This is a genomic window from Bradyrhizobium sp. SZCCHNR1002, from assembly GCF_032381435.1.
In the GTDB taxonomy this organism is placed as follows: domain Bacteria; phylum Pseudomonadota; class Alphaproteobacteria; order Rhizobiales; family Xanthobacteraceae; genus Bradyrhizobium; species Bradyrhizobium aeschynomenes.
On sequence record NZ_JAUHIS010000009.1, the window covers coordinates 128,222 to 144,246 of the forward strand.

The 16,025-nt window shown below is 65.6% G+C and carries 17 protein-coding genes; 7 read left to right on the forward strand and 10 right to left on the reverse strand.

The window, feature by feature from the left end:
• Window positions 1–54: 54 nt before the first annotated feature.
• The 5 genes from QX108_RS31155 to QX108_RS31175 form a co-directional block, all read right to left on the reverse strand.
• Window positions 55–870 carry an ABC transporter permease gene (locus QX108_RS31155; protein ID WP_315786210.1) on the reverse strand — a complete coding sequence of 272 codons (816 nt, stop codon included), beginning with the start codon at window positions 868–870 and terminating at the stop codon, window positions 55–57.
• Entirely contained in the window at window positions 870–1,784 is a 915-nt protein-coding gene (locus tag QX108_RS31160; RefSeq protein ID WP_315724650.1) for an ABC transporter permease, read from the reverse strand. The genes QX108_RS31155 and QX108_RS31160 overlap by 1 nt, the downstream gene beginning before the upstream one ends.
• Window positions 1,781–2,947, reverse strand: a complete 1,167-nt coding sequence (locus tag QX108_RS31165) for an ABC transporter ATP-binding protein (RefSeq protein WP_315786213.1) — start codon at window positions 2,945–2,947, stop codon at window positions 1,781–1,783. The genes QX108_RS31160 and QX108_RS31165 overlap by 4 nt, the downstream gene beginning before the upstream one ends.
• 60 nt (window positions 2,948–3,007) lie before the next feature.
• Window positions 3,008–4,558: a glycerol-3-phosphate dehydrogenase gene (locus tag QX108_RS31170; RefSeq protein WP_315786217.1), complete on the reverse strand. Its 1,551-nt coding sequence runs from the start codon at window positions 4,556–4,558 to the stop codon at window positions 3,008–3,010.
• A 131-nt stretch (window positions 4,559–4,689) separates the two neighbouring features.
• Window positions 4,690–7,398, reverse strand: a complete 2,709-nt coding sequence (locus QX108_RS31175; protein ID WP_315786220.1) for an EAL domain-containing protein — start codon at window positions 7,396–7,398, stop codon at window positions 4,690–4,692.
• Between the two features lie 212 nt (window positions 7,399–7,610).
• Between QX108_RS31175 and QX108_RS31180 the strand changes: the two genes are divergently transcribed.
• Window positions 7,611–8,714 (forward strand): NAD(P)/FAD-dependent oxidoreductase, encoded by a 1,104-nt coding sequence (locus tag QX108_RS31180; RefSeq protein WP_315724644.1) that lies wholly within the window; start codon window positions 7,611–7,613, stop codon window positions 8,712–8,714.
• A 167-nt stretch (window positions 8,715–8,881) separates the two neighbouring features.
• Here the strand turns inward: QX108_RS31180 and QX108_RS31185 are convergent, their stop codons facing one another.
• On the reverse strand, window positions 8,882–9,067 hold the full coding sequence (locus tag QX108_RS31185) for a YdcH family protein (protein WP_083839074.1): 186 nt from the start codon (window positions 9,065–9,067) through the stop codon (window positions 8,882–8,884).
• A gap of 292 nt (window positions 9,068–9,359) precedes the next feature.
• Here QX108_RS31185 and QX108_RS31190 point away from each other — a divergent pair, with 292 nt between their 5' ends.
• The 3 genes from QX108_RS31190 (at window position 9,360) to QX108_RS31200 (ending at window position 10,232) form a co-directional block, all read left to right on the forward strand.
• Entirely contained in the window at window positions 9,360–9,566 is a 207-nt protein-coding gene (locus tag QX108_RS31190) for a YdcH family protein (protein WP_009028242.1), read from the forward strand.
• A gap of 123 nt (window positions 9,567–9,689) precedes the next feature.
• A complete protein-coding gene (locus QX108_RS31195) occupies window positions 9,690–9,902 on the forward strand; it encodes a hypothetical protein (RefSeq protein WP_315724640.1) in 213 nt (70 codons plus the stop codon).
• Between the two features lie 78 nt (window positions 9,903–9,980).
• Window positions 9,981–10,232 (forward strand): hypothetical protein, encoded by a 252-nt coding sequence (locus QX108_RS31200; RefSeq protein WP_172133870.1) that lies wholly within the window; start codon window positions 9,981–9,983, stop codon window positions 10,230–10,232.
• A gap of 30 nt (window positions 10,233–10,262) precedes the next feature.
• Here QX108_RS31200 and QX108_RS31205 read toward each other — a convergent pair whose 3' ends face one another.
• A complete protein-coding gene (locus QX108_RS31205) occupies window positions 10,263–10,931 on the reverse strand; it encodes a GGDEF domain-containing protein (RefSeq protein ID WP_315724638.1) in 669 nt (222 codons plus the stop codon).
• Window positions 10,932–11,079: 148 nt separating this feature from the next.
• Here QX108_RS31205 and purE point away from each other — a divergent pair, with 148 nt between their 5' ends.
• The 3 genes from purE to rpsU all read left to right on the forward strand — a co-directional run bounded on the left by purE (window position 11,080) and on the right by rpsU (window position 13,144).
• Window positions 11,080–11,568, forward strand: coding sequence for a 5-(carboxyamino)imidazole ribonucleotide mutase (gene purE / locus QX108_RS31210; protein WP_172133869.1), 489 nt, complete (start codon window positions 11,080–11,082; stop codon window positions 11,566–11,568).
• Window positions 11,565–12,680 (forward strand): 5-(carboxyamino)imidazole ribonucleotide synthase, encoded by a 1,116-nt coding sequence (locus QX108_RS31215; RefSeq protein WP_172109936.1) that lies wholly within the window; start codon window positions 11,565–11,567, stop codon window positions 12,678–12,680. Before purE ends, QX108_RS31215 begins: the two co-directional genes overlap by 4 nt.
• 161 nt (window positions 12,681–12,841) lie before the next feature.
• On the forward strand, window positions 12,842–13,144 hold the full coding sequence (rpsU, locus tag QX108_RS31220) for a 30S ribosomal protein S21 (RefSeq protein WP_006612200.1): 303 nt from the start codon (window positions 12,842–12,844) through the stop codon (window positions 13,142–13,144).
• A gap of 234 nt (window positions 13,145–13,378) precedes the next feature.
• Here the strand turns inward: rpsU and QX108_RS31225 are convergent, their stop codons facing one another.
• The 3 genes from QX108_RS31225 to QX108_RS31235 all read right to left on the reverse strand — a co-directional run bounded on the left by QX108_RS31225 (window position 13,379) and on the right by QX108_RS31235 (window position 15,924).
• A complete protein-coding gene (locus tag QX108_RS31225; RefSeq protein WP_315786226.1) occupies window positions 13,379–14,287 on the reverse strand; it encodes a hypothetical protein in 909 nt (302 codons plus the stop codon).
• A 238-nt stretch (window positions 14,288–14,525) separates the two neighbouring features.
• The gene (locus tag QX108_RS31230; RefSeq protein WP_315724635.1) at window positions 14,526–14,810 is read right to left on the reverse strand and encodes a cupin domain-containing protein; all 285 of its coding nucleotides are present in this window, start codon (window positions 14,808–14,810) and stop codon (window positions 14,526–14,528) included.
• Between the two features lie 16 nt (window positions 14,811–14,826).
• Complete coding sequence (locus QX108_RS31235) at window positions 14,827–15,924, reverse strand: ionic transporter y4hA (protein WP_315786229.1); 1,098 nt, start codon at window positions 15,922–15,924, stop codon at window positions 14,827–14,829.
• Window positions 15,925–16,025 lie beyond the last annotated feature (101 nt).

A 16,025-nucleotide genomic window follows, 5' to 3' on the forward strand; every position in this document is an offset into this window, starting at 1 on the left:
GGATCGCCCGGTCAAGCCGGGCGATGACGGCTGTGATGACGCGGCCGTAGGTGCCTAAAGCGGGGCCGCGCTCTCACCCCGGTCACTCGACAGTTTCGACGCCAACGAAGCGATCACGATGACCACCGCGATCAGCCCGATCACCAGCGTACAGATCGCGTTGATCTCCGGCTTCACACCGAGCCGCACCTCCGAATAGATCCGGATCGGCAGGGTCGCAGAGCCCGGGCCAGTGGTGAAGCTCGCGATCACGAGATCGTCGAGGGACAGTGTGAACGCCAGCATCCAGCCAGCGAGCACGGCCGGCGCGATCAGCGGCAGCGTGACCATCGCGAAGGCGCGGACCGGATCGCAACCGAGATCCATCGCGGCCTCTTCGAGACTGCGGTCGAGCGAGACCAGCCGCGACTGGACGACCACCGCCACGAAGCACATCGTCAGCGTGGTGTGGGCGATCGTGACGGTCCAGAAGCCGCGTTCCGCCTCCAGCGCCACGAACAGCAACAACAGCGACAGGCCGGTGATCACCTCGGGCATCACCAGCGGCGCATACAGCATGCCGGAGAACAGCATGCGCCCGCGGAACCCCTCGCCGCGCGACAGCGCCACGGCCGCCAGCGTGCCGAGCACCGTCGCCACCGTGGCCGACGTCGCGCCGACGCGCAGGCTCATCCAGGCCGCGTCGATCATGGCGCGGTCGTTGAAGAACTCGTGATACCAGCGCAGCGACCAGCCGCCCCACACCGTCACCAGCCGCGAGGCGTTGAACGAGTAGATGACCAGGATCAGGATCGGCAGATAGAGGAAGGCGAACCCGAGCGCGAGCGAGGCGACGTTGAAGCGCGACAGGCGGGACGATTTTGCCGCCATCACCGGCTCTCTTCCAGCTGCCGGCGTTGCAGCCGGTCGTAGAGCAGGAGCGGGAGCAGCAGGACGACGAGCAGCACCACGGCGATGCTGGAGGCCACCGGCCAGTCCTTGTTGGTGAAGAACTCCAGCCACAGCGTCTGGCCGATCATCAGCGACTTGGAGCCGGCGAGCAGGTCGGGAATGACGAATTCGCCGACGATCGGGATGAAGCACAGCAGGCTGCCGGCGCCGACGCCGGGCAGCGACAACGGAAACGTCACCAGCCAGAAGATCTCGCGCGGCGAGGCGCCAAGGTCGGCGGCAGCTTCCTCAAGCGCCGGCTCCAGCTTGGTCAAGGTCGCGAACAGCGGCAGGATCATGAACGGCAGATAGGAGTAGACGATGCCGACATACATCGCGCTGTCGGTCGACAGCCACACCACCGGCGTCGACACCAGGTGCAGCGCGAGCAGGATCTGGTTCAACAGGCCGTCATGCTGGAGGATGTTGACCCAGGCATAGATGCGGATCAGGAACGAGGTCCAGAACGGGATGATGACCAGCATCATCGCGATGCCCTGCCAGCGCCTGGGCAGCCGCGCCATGCCATAGGCGATGGGATAGCCGATCAGCAGCAGGATCGCCGTCGATGTGAGAGCAACAACGACGCTGCGCAGATAGGACGCGAGATAGAGATCGTCGGAGAGCAGCAGGCGGAAATTGTCGAGCGACAACGCGGCGAAGGCGTCGCGGAGCGACGACCAGCCCTCCGCCAGCGAGAACACCGGCGTATAGGGCGGCTGCGCGATCGCGGTCTGCGACAGGCTGATCTTGAGAACGAAGAGGAACGGCACCAGGAAGAACAGCGTCATCCAGACATAGGGCGCAATCGCCGCGAAACGCGCCGGACGCGAGAAGATGCGGCGCGCGCTCATCGCTCCAGCACCACGCAATCGTCGGGGGTGAACCAGGCCACGACGCGCTGGTTCAGCCCATAGCCGTCGGCATCGAGTCGCGCGGTGTTGGTCTGCGCGGCGTGAACGGCGGCGCCCCCATCGAGCCTGATCTTGTACACGGTCTTGCCGCCGAGATAGCTCGCATCGGAGATGATCCCCTCGACGCAATTGATCGCGGCGGCGTCGCCCGCGGGCCGGCGGAGCGCGAGGCGGATCTTCTCGGGACGGATCGCGACCGCGACCTTGCTCTCGTTGATCGGAGCAACGGGCTGCGCCGCCACCAGCTCGCCGGCGGTCGTCGTGCTGACCCTGAGCCGGTGCGGCTCCCGCGCGGTCACCTCGCCCTCGAACAGATTGATGTCGCCAACGAACTGCGCCACCCAGCGCGAGGCCGGCTCCTCATAGAGGCGGCGCGGCACGGCGACCTGCTCGAGCTTTCCCGCGTTCATGACGCCGATGCGGCTCGCCACGGTCATCGCCTCCTCCTGGTCGTGGGTGACGATGATGAAGGTCATGCCGAGCCTGCGCTGCAGCTCCATCAGCTCGAACTGCGTGCTCTCGCGCAGCTTCCTGTCGAGCGCGGCCATCGGCTCGTCGAGCAGCAGCACCTGCGGCCGGCGCGCCAGCGAGCGCGCCAGCGCCACGCGCTGCTTCTGGCCGCCAGAGAGCTGATCGGGCTTGCGCTTCTCCAGCCCTTCGAGCCGGACCAGTGCCACCATCTCCGCGACGCGGGTGGCGATCTCGGCGCGCGGCATGCCGGCGCGGCGGAGGCCGAAGGCAATGTTGTCGCGCACATTCAGATGCGGGAACAGCGCGTAATTCTGGAACATCATGTTGACGGGCCGCTCGTGCGGCAGAACCTGCGCGATGTCCTCACCCGACAGCAGGATGCGCCCTTCATCCGGCGTCTCGAAGCCGGCCAGCATGCGCAACAGCGTGGTCTTGCCGCAGCCGCTCGGGCCGAGCAGCGCGAAGAACTCGCCAGCGCGGATGTCGAGCGAGACCCCGTCGACCGCGCGGAAGCTGCCGAAGGTCTTCACGACGTTCTCGATCCGCAGGATCGGCGGCTGGGGATCAGGACGGGGTTCCGGCGGCGGCGCCGGCTCGGCAGCGGGCTCTGGGGTCGCGATGTCGTCAGCCATGTCCAGAGCCATGTCCAGTCAAATCACCCTGCCGGCTCACAGCGGCGCGGCGGGGGCAAGCTAGCCGCCGATCGACTGCAGCTCAACCGCACGGGCCGGACTATCCCCGTCCACCTCGCGCGCGGGCGGCGTGGTCTGTGCAGCGGTTGCGGTGGCCATGAACGCGGTCAGCGCATTGCGCTCGGCTGCCGAGACGCTCAGGCCGAGCTTGGTCCGCCGCCACAGCACGTCATCCGGAAACCGTGCCCATTCCCTGGTCACGAGATAGCGGACCTCCGCGGCGGTCAGCTGCGATCCGAAGGCCTGACCGAGATCGGCCCGGCTCTTGGCCCCGCCGAGAATCTCCCTGGACCGGGTGCCATAGGCGGCGACCAGCCGCCGTGCCTCGGCATCACCGAGAAAACGCCAGCGATCCCGCACGTCGTCGACGAGATCCTCGAAGCGATCCCAATCGAAATCGCCGCCGGGCAGCGGTGCCCTGGCCGTCCAGCCCGGCGACATCGGACAGAATCTGGCGAGCCGGGACACCGCCTGCTCCGCGCGCCGGCGGACGGTGGTGATATCGCCGCCGCACATGGTCAGCAGGGGCGCCTTCTGCCGGCCGGCATCGAGGCTCACGACCGTCTCCAGCCGTGCCCCCACATCACCGCGCAGCACCATCATGTTGGCGCCGGACACGGTTCTGACGACGTCGGCGGGCTGGATGTCCGCGCGGAAATAGCGGTTGGCCGCCTTGCAGAGATAGGAAACGTCGGGCGCCGCCGTCGCGACCACGGCCGGATCGCCTCGGAAGCCATGAGCCACGGTGCCGATCAGCGTGAAGTCGTGCTCATAGGGCTGGGCGAAGATCAGCCGCCCATCCGCGTTCTGGAACACGTAGACGGCGTCGACCTCGAACAGCCGGGGCACCACGATCTGGCTCACCTGCCGCGCGGCCACCCGGGGCGGCGGCTGGCGCAGCACGGTCTCCGCGGTCGAGACGCTCCAGGCGCCGGTCGCGTTGGCCAGGGCACGGGAGGTGACGATGCGGCGATGCCCGCGATCGATGATGGCCAGGCGCCAGATGCGGTCGCGGTCGGCCCGGATGCAGCGTGCGCCGGTTCTGATCGCGGCGCCCCGCTCGGCAGCATCGAGCGCCGTCAGCACGACCAGGCGGGAATCGTCGACGACGCAGTCGGAATATTCGAACGCGGTGCCGATCGGACGCTTCAGCGCGTCGCCGACCGGATGATGCGTCACATCGAGCGTCGTCGCGGCAGGCAGCCGCTTGCGCGCGGCGAGCCGGTCATACAGCCACAGCCCGGCGCGCAGCTGCCAGTGCGGACGCTCATCGGCGTGGGCCGGAATCACGAAGCGGACCGGGCGTACCAGATGCGGCGCTGTCGCGAGCCAGACGTCACGTTCGGCCAGCGATCTGCGCACGCGCAGCAAGCTCCGGCGCTCCAGCGCGGCGAGATCGCCATGCACCAGCCGGGACGTGGCCGATGAAGCGGCGCCGCCGAGATCGCCCTGCTCGACCAGGATCACGCGCAAGCCGCGACCAGCCGCATCGCGCGCCAGGCTGACGCCGTTCAGGCCACCACCGATGATCGCAAGATCGTAGTCCGCCATACGCAACGTCTTCGAGCGTGTCAGGACGAACGAGCGTAGACCTGCGCCGATGATTCTCGTAGCGGGGTGGCAGCAACGTCGGCGGATAAATTCGTGCTGTTGCGCGATCGCCTCTGACCGGGCTCGTACGGTCAGCCGGTCTTGCGAACGGTGGCCACGACGTCGTCATGAGCACGGCCGACGACGCCGTCATATTTGGCGATCGGCAGCGGCTTGCCGAGCAGATAGCCCTGGACCGAGTCGCAGCCCTGCTCGGCGAGGAAGCCGAGTTGCTCCTGGGTCTCGACGCCTTCGGCCACGATCGACATGTTCATGCCGTGTCCGAGACCGATGACCGCACGAATGATCGCCGCCGATTGCGGGTTGCGGCCGAGATTCATCACGAAGGCGCGGTCGATCTTGATCTTGTCGAACGGGAAGGCCTGCAGATAGCTGAGGGACGAGTAGCCGCTGCCGAAATCGTCCATCGACACGCGCACGCCGAGCGCCTTCAGCCGGCGCAGCAGCGCGACACCGCGGTCGAAATCCTCGATCAGCACGCCCTCGGTGATCTCGAGCTCGAGCCGGCCGGGCGACAGCCCGGTCTCGAGCAGGATCGAATGCACCAGCGCAACCAGATCGCCATGGACGAACTGGGCCGGAGAGAGATTGACCGCGATCTGCAGCGGCTTCGGCCAGGAGGCCGCCTCGCGGCAGGCCTGGCGCAGGATCCACTCGCCCATCTCGACGATCAGACCGCTCTCTTCGGCGAGCGGAATGAAATCGCTCGGCGGCACGAAGCCGCGGACGGGATGATGCCAGCGCGCCAGCGCCTCGAAGCCGATGATCTCGCTGGAGTCGACGGTGCGGCCCGAGCTCGCCTGCGGCTGGAAGTACAGCGACAGCTCGCCATGCTTGATCGCGACCGACAGCTCCTGATGCAGCACGCGACGATCGCGGATCTGCTGGTCCATCTCGGGCTCGTAGAAGGTGATGCTGCCGCGCGCCTTCGCCTTGGCACGGAACAGCGCGGCGCCGGCATTTGCGAGCAGCGAAGCCGGATCCGAACCATTGTGCGGAAACACCGAGATGCCGGTGGTGAGCGCAGTGCGGATCGACTTGCCGTCGATCTGGAACTCGACGGCGATCGCCTCGGCCAGTTGGTCGGCCAGCGCCCTGCCCGCCTCCGGCTGCTTGCCGTCGATGATCAGCCCGAATTCGTCGCCGGACAGACGTGCCACCACGCCGCCGCGGGCGACATGATGGACGCGGCGGGCGACCTCGATCAGGAGCTTGTCGCCGATGGCATGGCCGAACACGTCATTGACGTCCTTCAGGCCCTTGAGGTCCACGTTCAGCACCGCGAACTCTTCGTCCGTGTCGGCACAGGCCTCGATCATCTGGCTCAACGCCTGCAGGAAGGCGGCGCGGTTCGGCAGGTCGGTGAGGCCGTCATGATAGGCCATGTGCGCCATCCGCGATTCGGTCTGGCGCCGGTCGGTCACGTCCTCATAGGTCTTGATCAGATATTGCGGCTCGCCCGCATCGCCCAGCACCGTCACGCGCCGGGTCAGGAACAGCCGCAGGCCGTCCTTGGTCGAGATCGGATGCTCCTCGGTCAGCAGGCTGCGCTTCTTGATGGCGGCCTCGTCGCGGGCAATGATCAGCCGCGCTTCACGGGGATTGAAGATATCGGCGGCGGTCAGGCCCGTCGCATCCTCGCGCTTGCGATTGAGGATGATCTCGGCACTGCGGTTGGCGAGCAGATAGCGGCCGTCATCGACGCTTTCGACGATCAGCGACACCGGAATGTTGTCGACGACCAGCTCCAGGAACTTCTTGCTGTTCTCCAGCTCGCGGCTCAGCGACCGCCGCTCGGTGGCGTCGTCGAACAGCGCGATGAGGAATTGCGGTTCGTTCTTCTCATTGCGGGCAACGACGCGATGGGCTTCCAGGATGCGCTTGTCGTCGCCGCGTTGAACGACCAGCTCGCTGCAGTAGGTGGTGCCGGGCGCCAGCATCGCTTCGCGGTCGGCAGCCGCGATGTCGGCCGCCGTCGCGTCGCCGAACAGGTCGCTCGGGCGCCGTCCGATGATCTGATCCCGCGGCACCTGCGAGAACTGCTCAAACGCCCGGTTGGCAAAGATGTAGCGACCGTCGTCGATGTTCTTGGCTGCGACGCAGACGGGGACCTGATCGACCACCGATTCCAGGAACTGCTTGGTCGAGGCGAGCTCGCGCTCCAGCCGGTGCTGCACAGTACAGTCTTCGTGGATGCCGATCGATCCGCCGGTCGGAAGGCGGAAGATCTGTGCGCGCACCACACGACCGCCGGGCAGCTCGGTCAGACACCCGTCCGGCTCCCGCGCCCGGCGCGCATAGTCCTCGACCGTCAGATGAAGCAGGCCGCGCTGCCGCCGCAACTCGACCAGATCCCGGCCGGTGCAACCGGGCGGAATGTCGGCCCGGCTCATGCCGTAGATCTCAAGGAAGCGCTGGTTGTAGAAGACGACGCGGTTGGCAGCGTCGGTCAGCATCAGTCCCTGGCTCAGATTGTTCAGGGCGGAGCTGATGAAAACGTTACGCCGCAGCTGCGCCCGTTTGGTGCGCCGCAATGCCGAATGGATCCAGATCAGGACCGAGGCCAGGAAAGCGCAGACGACGATGCCCCCGATCAGCACCTTCCACAGCACGTCCGGCTCGACGGTGCCGAGATAGCTCGAGGGAGAGAAATCAGACGAAGCCGCCCACGCACGCCCCGGCCAGGCAGCCGTCAGCGTGGCCATGGCGGCCATCGGGGCCGCAACGACACGCGCACGAAACGCGTTTCGGTCGCTCGCCTGCCAATTCTTGCCTGCCATCAATCACCCGCGGTATTCGGATGACAGTCTCTGGCTTGACCCGTTGGGATCGGGTAAACGGTTTCCGCAAACTTCGAAAAAGACGAAGCAAATTCACGCAATGACCTCCTATGATGAACGGATTGCTAAGCTGCGACGTGCTCTGGACCGGGGTTCCGCCCACCAGGGATTGCAGAAGGCCGTGACTTCGCCAGATCGTCTCAGGAACCCGAATGGATAAGGTCGATTGCGTCGTCGTGGGAGCCGGTGTCGTCGGGCTCGCCGTCGCCCGCCAGCTGGCCAAGGCCGGCCGAGAAGTCATCGTTCTCGAGGCCGCCGAGGACATCGGCACCGTAACCTCGTCTCGCAACAGCGAAGTGATCCACGCCGGCATCTACTACAAGGCCGGCAGCCTGATGGCCCGCTTCTGCGTCGACGGCAAGCGGATGCTCTACCGTTATTGCGACGAGCACGGCGTTCCCTACCGCAATTGCGGCAAGCTGATCGTCGCCACCAATGCGGCCGAGACCGAGAAGCTGCAGGGCATCCGCGCCCATGCCGAGGCGAACGGCGTCGAAGGCATGCGGCTGCTGACGGGCTCCGAGGCCCGCGCCATGGAGCCGGCACTGGCGTGCGAGGCGGCCCTGCTGTCGCCCTCGACCGGAATTCTCGACAGCCATGCCTTCATGCTGTCGCTGCGCGGCGAGATCGAGGATGCCGGCGGCGCCCTGGCGTTCCACACCCCGCTGCTGCGCGCCAAGGCGGCGGACGGGACGATCGAGATCGAGGCCGGCGGCGAGCAGCCGATGACGCTATCCTGCGAGCTTCTGGTCAATGCGGCTGGCCTGAGCGCGCCGGCGGTGGCCCGCCTGATCGACGGCATGCCGCCGGAGCTGGTGCCCACGGCCTATCTCGCGAAGGGCAATTACTTCAGCTGCAGCGCCAAGGCCCCGTTCAGCCGGCTGATCTACCCGGTGCCGGAGCCCGGCGGACTCGGCGTGCATCTCACGCTCGACATGGCCGGCCAGGCCCGCTTCGGTCCCGATGTCGAATGGATCGAAACCATCGACTACACGGTCGATCCGGCGCGCGCCGAACGCTTCTATCCGGCAATCCGCAAATACTGGCCGACGCTGCCTGATGGCGCACTGATGCCGAGCTATTCGGGCATCCGTCCGAAGATCGTACCACCCGCGGTGGCATCGCAAGACTTCGTCATCCAGGGCCCGCGCGACCACGGCGTGATGGGACTGATCAATTTGTTCGGAATCGAATCGCCCGGGCTCACGTCATCACTTGCGATCGCCGCCCATGTCGTCGATCTCACCGCGGACTGACGCGATCCGCGCGTGAGACGCGAAGCGCAGCGCCGGCGATGTCCGGCGCCAGAGAAGCGATCGGCTGCGCCTCAACTGTCATCGAAGCTGCGCCTGGGATGGAACTCGCGGCCATCCCAGTGCGCACGGACTTGCAGTCGGAAGTTTGCGGGGATTGTCGTCACATATCAGTGAAGCGTTTCGGTGGTAACCTGCCTCAAGCGCTCGATCTCATCCTTCACCATCAACTTACGTCGCTTCAGCTCGGCAATTCGTAGATCGTCAGTCGATGGATGCAGGAGAGCTTCATGCAATTCGTTTTCAAGAACTTTATGCTTACGCTCCAGTTCAACGAGATGCGCCTGAATGGCCATTCGAAACCTCCTTGGTAGGTGAACCTGAGATTCGACCAGGGCCAATGAGTGTACACAAGTCGCTTGACCTGTCGATGGGGCCAAAAGACCGCACATGCAAATTTGAGCGCCGTGTGTAACGAAGCGTGAGCAGATGCGGACGAATCTCGCGCCGGCGCCAACCCGAAATTCACGGGACAGCTGCAGAGATGATGGCGTTCGCGGCTTGCGTATGACGCTTCGCAAGCGCAATATTTACGCCCGCCTTTCGCGAGGCTTCCCACTTCCTTCCGCTTTTTTGCTATCATAGATCATGGCTGACCAAGACGAGCGCGAACTGCAGGCCGAACTCGCGCGCCTGCAGCAGGAGCACCGCGACCTCGATGCGGCGATTGACGCGTTACATCAATCGCCCGCACCCGATCTGTTGCGGCTGCAACGACTGAAGAAGCGGAAGCTCCTGCTACGCGATCGGATCGCCTTCATCGAAGACCAGATTACGCCTGACATCATCGCCTGACGCGAAGCGTCAGCGCTCTTGTCGTTTTCACGTCGGCCTCGAACGGATATCTTGACAGACAGGAACAAATCAAGAACACTCAGAACCAACTCCGCGCGCCCTCGAACACTCAGGATGGTTCTGATGCCCGCTCCCTTCTCTCCCCATGATCGTCTTTACGAACAGGCCTGCGATCAGGCCATCGCGATGTGCGATGGCAATCTGCGTTCCACCATCAAGGCACTGATCATGGCGAATGAATATCTCGAGCTCGAGCTGCAGGAGTTGCGCGCCGCGATCTCGTGCGGCTGCATGCCGAACACGGCCTCGGACGACGCGCAGAGCAATGCGGCGTAGGCCTCCGACGAGTTCGAGGGCTTCCGCAACGAGCGCGACTGCACTTGCCAGGAGCTTCGAAGGAGCAAGGAGCGTGCAATGCCCGATGTCACCTATTACGTCGCCATGCCCTTCAGGCGGGACGAGCTGGGCACACTGATCGCCGGGGCGGCCGAGGAATGCCAGAGCTCGACGGCGGCCCTTCGTCGCGCCGAGGCGATGTCGCGCTTGCCGGACAACATCGGCGCCATCGCCTTCAGCCGCAGCGGTGATCCATTGATGGGCGAGTTCAGCGACGCGCGGCTGCTGCACAAATTCGGCGAGCTGCCCGACGACCTCGGCGAGCTGTGATCGCGCGCGTGGCCGCCAATCTTCCCCCCGTCAGGAGCGGACCTCGTGCCGCCTCTGCGCCTTGCGGATGTACATCGCGCGATCGGCTTCCTCCAACGCGCGCACCGGGTTGACGCGCTTGTCGAGCAGGGCCACCCCGGCAGAGGCGCCCGCGCGCACGATCTGATCGCCGAAGGTGAAGCTCAAGCGGTCGATTGCCTCCTCGAGCGCGGCGGCCTTCACCCGCGCATCGGTCTCGCTGAGGTGCCACAGCAGGACGCCGAACTCATCGCCGCCGAGCCGCCCGATGACGTCGGAGGACCGCACCTCCTCGCTGAGAACGCGCGCAACGGCTTTCAGGACCTCATCACCAGCGGCATGGCCGTAAGTATCGTTGATCGGCTTCAGGCGGTCGACGTCGAGCACGACCAGGGCACCGGTCGCGTCATAGCGCTTGATGAATGCGATCGAGCGGTGAAGCTCACGGGCGAAGCCACGGCGGTTGAAGATGTCGAGCAGGAAGTCACGCTCGGCGGTGGCTGTGAGCTCTGCGATCCGGGCCTGCGCGGCGGCGAGCTCGGCCTTGAGACGCCGGATGGTCTGCCGGGCCCCCGCCGGTGCGGGATCTACCCGCGGCGAGCGTCCCCGTGAAACCCTGCTGCGGTAGCGGGTTCCGCGCTTACCGGCCGGTCCCGCCTTCTTGATGCGCTTCTTTTTCATCCCATTCCCTGCCGCGCCGAGGTTTGGACTTGCCGGCTTTAACCAAGACAGGATAGTCCATTCACACCTCCATGCCATGGCTTGCCGCTGTCGGGACCGATCCTATACTCCGGCCCATGCTGATGGATTCCCGAGAAGAATTGAGGTCATGACCGCCCCGATCGCCATCATCATGGGAAGCCAGTCGGACTGGGATACCATGCGCCATGCCGCCGAAACGCTCGGTGCGCTGGGCGTGAGCTATGACGCTCGCATCGTCTCGGCGCACCGCACTCCGGATCGCCTGTATGCCTTTGCCCGGGGCGCCAAGGCAGCCGGCTTCAAGGTCGTGATCGCCGGCGCAGGCGGCGCAGCCCATCTCCCGGGCATGACCGCATCGCTCACCGAGCTGCCGGTGTTCGGCGTCCCCGTCGAGTCCAAGGCGCTATCGGGGCTCGATTCGCTTTATTCGATCGTGCAGATGCCCGCCGGTATTCCCGTGGGAACACTTGCCATCGGCAAATCCGGCGCCATCAATGCAGCGCTGCTGGCGGCCAGCGTGCTGGCGTTGTCGGACTCGGCGCTGGCCGATCGACTTGCGGCGTGGCGCCAAGCCCAGACCAACGCGATCGCTGAACGTCCGGAGGGCGCGGCGTGACCGGATCGAATCGGGTCAAGCTCAAGCCCGGCGACACCATCGGCATTCTCGGCGGCGGCCAGCTGGGTCGCATGCTGGCCCTTGCCGCGGCACGGCTCGGGCTGCGCTGCCAGGTGTTCTCGCCGGACCCGGACTCGCCGGCATTCGACGTGGTCCTCAACGCCACCTGCGCGGAATATGCCGACGTGGAGGCGCTGGAGCTGTTTGCCAACGACGTCGACGTCGTAACCTATGAATTCGAGAACGTTCCTTCGGCGGCGGCCATGGTGCTGGCCGCAAGGCGTCCGGTGCTGCCGAGCCGTTCGGCGCTCGAGACCACGCAGGATCGGTTGATCGAGAAGGATTTCGTCACCTCGCTCGGCATCCGCACCGCCAATTACGCCGACATATCCTCGCTCGCCACGCTGCGCGAGGCGGTGTTGCGGATCGGGCAGCCGTCCGTCCTGAAGACGCGGCGTTTCGGCTATGACGGCAAGGGCCAGGTCAAGATTCGCCCTGGTGACGACCTCGAGCGGATCTGGGCCGAACTCGGCACCAAATCGGCAATCCTCGAGGCTTTCGTGCCATTCGAGCGCGAGATTTCCGTGGTCGCGGCGCGCGCCGCCGACGGCCAGGTCGAGTGTTTCGACGTCACCGAGAACGAACATCGCGACCACATCCTGAAAGTATCGCGGGCGCCGGCCGCCATTCCGGACGCGCTCGCCGACGAGGCCCGGGACATCGCCAGCCGGATCGCCACCGCGCTCGACTATGTCGGGGTCCTGGCGGTCGAGATGTTCGTCGTCTCCGGCGGGCCCAACCCCGGCGTTCTGGTCAACGAAATCGCCCCGAGGGTGCACAATTCCGGCCACTGGACCCTCGACGGCGCATCGATCTCGCAATTCGAGCAGCACATCCGGGCGATCGCCGGCTGGCCGCTCGGCAAGCCGCTGCGCCACGGTCACGTCACCATGACCAATCTGATCGGCGACGAGATCGACGGCTACGAGCAATGGCTCACCGTTCCCGGGGCAACCGTGCACCTCTACGGCAAGGGAGCCGCGCGCCCGGGCCGCAAGATGGGGCACGTCACCCAGGTATCGCCTCTTCCTCCCCGGCAAGGTCGAAATTAAGCAGGCCCGCCGCATTAAACTTGCCGTTAAGAGCCCGTCAGCGGGTGGACAGCAACGATGTTGTCTGATACACGGGCGCCCTCAAGGTTAAGGGCGAGGCCATTTGCCGGCCCTGACTTTCAGCCGATTTCAAACCGATAGACTGAGAAAGAGGATGCCGCGTGCAGGTTCTCGTTCGCGATAACAATGTCGATCAAGCCCTCAAGGCGCTCAAGAAGAAGATGCAGCGTGAGGGCATTTTCCGCGAGATGAAGCTCCGCGGCCATTACGAGAAGCCCTCTGAGAAGAAAGCCCGCGAGAAGGCCGAAGCCGTGCGCCGTGCGCGCAAGCTGGCCCGCAAGAAGCTGCAGCGCGAAGGTCTGCTGCCGATGAAGCCGAAGCCGGTGTTCGGTGCTGGCGCCGGCGGTGACCGTGGCGCCGGTCGTGGTCCGGGCGCAGGCGCCCGCCCTGGCGCGCCGCGCTGATCTCTGCACATACATCTGGCGACACTTGAAAGCGCGGGCCCACGGCTCGCGCTTTTGCTTTGCGCGTTGGCCGGATCGCCCCCTTCTTCCGACCATCCAGCCAGCCGCCGAGTTCGCGCTTGGTCTTGCAAACGGCCGGCTGCCGCCGTGACATCACCGACAGCAAAAAGCGGCGGCCCCGACGGCCGCCGCTCTTGCGTTGTGATCAGGATCGACCGGATGAGCTACGATGAGCTACTTGGGCAGCACCGAGTGGAACACCGACTTGGCCGCCGACATCATGTCCTTCGCCACGCTGGACATCTGGTCCTTGATCGACGGATCGGCCCTGTCGGCCCGCAGGTCGAGCGGGCGCAATTGGCTGACCGGGATTTCGGCCGGCGGCGTCGGGCGGCCATCCGGCTGCAGGGATCCCGTGTAGGAGGGCGCCACGCCCGGTGCGTTGGTGGCAAGCACGCTCTGATCGTTCGGCGGCGCAGAGACCGATATCGGTGGCGGCAGCGGACGCACCGGAGCCACCTGCGGCGCCGCAGTCACGATGCGCGGCATCTCGCGCGCCGGATCGACCTGGGATGGCTTTTCGGCAGCTCTCTCGCCTGCCGTCTTGCCTTCATTGGCCCGCAACCGTTCGATGGCGGCGCGGGCGAGATCGGCAGCGTCGCGGCGATCCTCCTGCGGGGCCGCCGGCGCCTCCGCTGGCGCGTTGCGGGACATGATCTTCTCGCGCGGTGAGACCGGATGGCGCGGCGTCTCGGCCGGCAGGCTCGCGGTCTCGGTCGGCTTCACCTCGACCGCCTTCTCAGCGGCCTTGTCGGCCAGCGACTTCTCGGACACGCCCTTTGCCTTGATGCCCGGTGCCGGGATGTTGGACACGTCGGCCGATGTTTCGGCCGGCTTGGCACCAGCCTTGGTTTCGACCTTGGCCCCGTCGGCGGACTTGTCGAGAGATTTGGGAGCGTCGCCCTTGGCCTCAGCTTTGGAGCCCGTCAACTTGGCATAGGCGGCCGATGCCACCGCCGCCACCGTCGAAGGGGGCGAGTCTGGCTTGGTATTGATGTAGTGGTTGACGATGTAAGCCCCGACGATGGTGGCGACCACCGACGGGATGATCTCCAGGGCAAACTTGGTGAGATATTTCAGCATGCTGACCACTCCCGCGCGGTATTTGCGGGAACTTTGAGGCACAATTAAGGGACCATTCCCCACTCTCCGCGGCTCCTAACCGCGCAAGATGCGCGCGGGCAAACCGCGAATAGTCGTTTTCCTGAAAGCCTTTGAGACCGGAGCCGTGCTGCAATCCGAGACCGCTCGGGCGCCGCCGCAGCTTTCCGGATCACCGGCTTGAGATACCACAATCAGCGGCATGCCGGTAAACAAATGGTTAGGGCTTCAGCTCAACTTCGAGGAAAACGATCTCGGAACCGGTCTCGTTCAGCACATCGTGTTCGACGCCTGCCTTGCGGAAATAAGATTTCCCGACCGCGAGCTGCGCCTTCGAGCGGTCGCCCGATGGCGCCACGATCGTCATCTCTCCCGCGGTCACCGGCACGATCACATAATCCATCTCGTGGACGTGCCGGCCCGTCGCACTGCCCGGCGCCAGCCGCCATTCGGTGACGCGGACCTCGGGCGTATCGACCTGGACGTCGGACTGGGCGCTCAGCATGGGGATCTCTCTCAAGTCAGGGTACGAAGAGCAGGAAGAGGAATATCGCGAACACCACCATGTGCACCAGCCCGAACAGGATGTTCGTCCTGCCGGTGCCGAAGGTCAGCATGCTCAAAACGAAGGTCAGGACCAGCAGCACCATACCTTGCGCGTCCAGGCCGAGCACGAGCTGCTTGTCGAGCGCATAGGCGGCGACCGCTACCGCGGGGATCGTCAGGCCGATGGTGGCAAGCGAGGAGCCGAGCGCGAGGTTGATGCTCTTCTGCAGATCGTTGGCGCGGGCGGCCGAGATCGCGGCGACGCTCTCCGGCAGCAGGATCAACAACGCCACGAGCACGCCGGCGACGGCGGGTGGCGAGCCGGTGGCCGCGACGCCGGCGTCGACCACCAGGGAGAACTTCTTCGCCAGCAGCACGACCGCGAGCAGCGCCACCAGCAGCAGCCCGATGCTGAGAAGGAGCTTCGCGCGCGGCAGCCGGACATCGTCATCGCTGAACCCCGTCGCACTGCCGACGAAATAGTCCCGATGGCGCGTGGTCTGGGTGTAGAGGAACACGGCATAGAGCAGGATCGTGACCACGCTGACGAAGGCCAGTTGTGCCGCCGAGAACACCGGTCCGGGCGCCGTCAGCGTATAGTTCGGCAGCACCAGCGTAATCGTCGCCATCGTGAACAGCACGCTGAGATACAGATTGGCGCCGGAGACCAGGACGTCCTGCTCGCGATAGCGCAGGCCGCCGATGAAGATGCAGATGCCGACCAGCCCGTTGCAGACGATCATCACGACCGCAAACACGGTATCCCGCGCCAGAGCCGGCGCCGCCTTGTCGCCGAGCATGATGGTGGCGATCAGTGCCACCTCGATGACCGTCACCGCCAGGGTCAGGAGCAGCGTGCCGAAGGGCTCACCGATTTCATGCGCGATCACCTCGGCGTGATGCACGGCCGCGAACACCGTGCCGAACAGGATGACGAGCAGCACCGCGGCGAAGACCATGCCAGCCGCCGAGGGTGTGAAATCGTAGTGCGTCACCGTCACGCCCGCGACCAGCGCCACCGCCAGGCCCGGGAAGATCACCGATGATGCGGGCGCCGTAGCCTCCACGCTCATGATTCGCGCTCCGATTTGTCGCAGACGACTATGCGTGACGGCGAGACGCTCGTCACTGGCCCGGACAGGCGAGCTCAAGATCGCGCCAACGCATGCGCTGC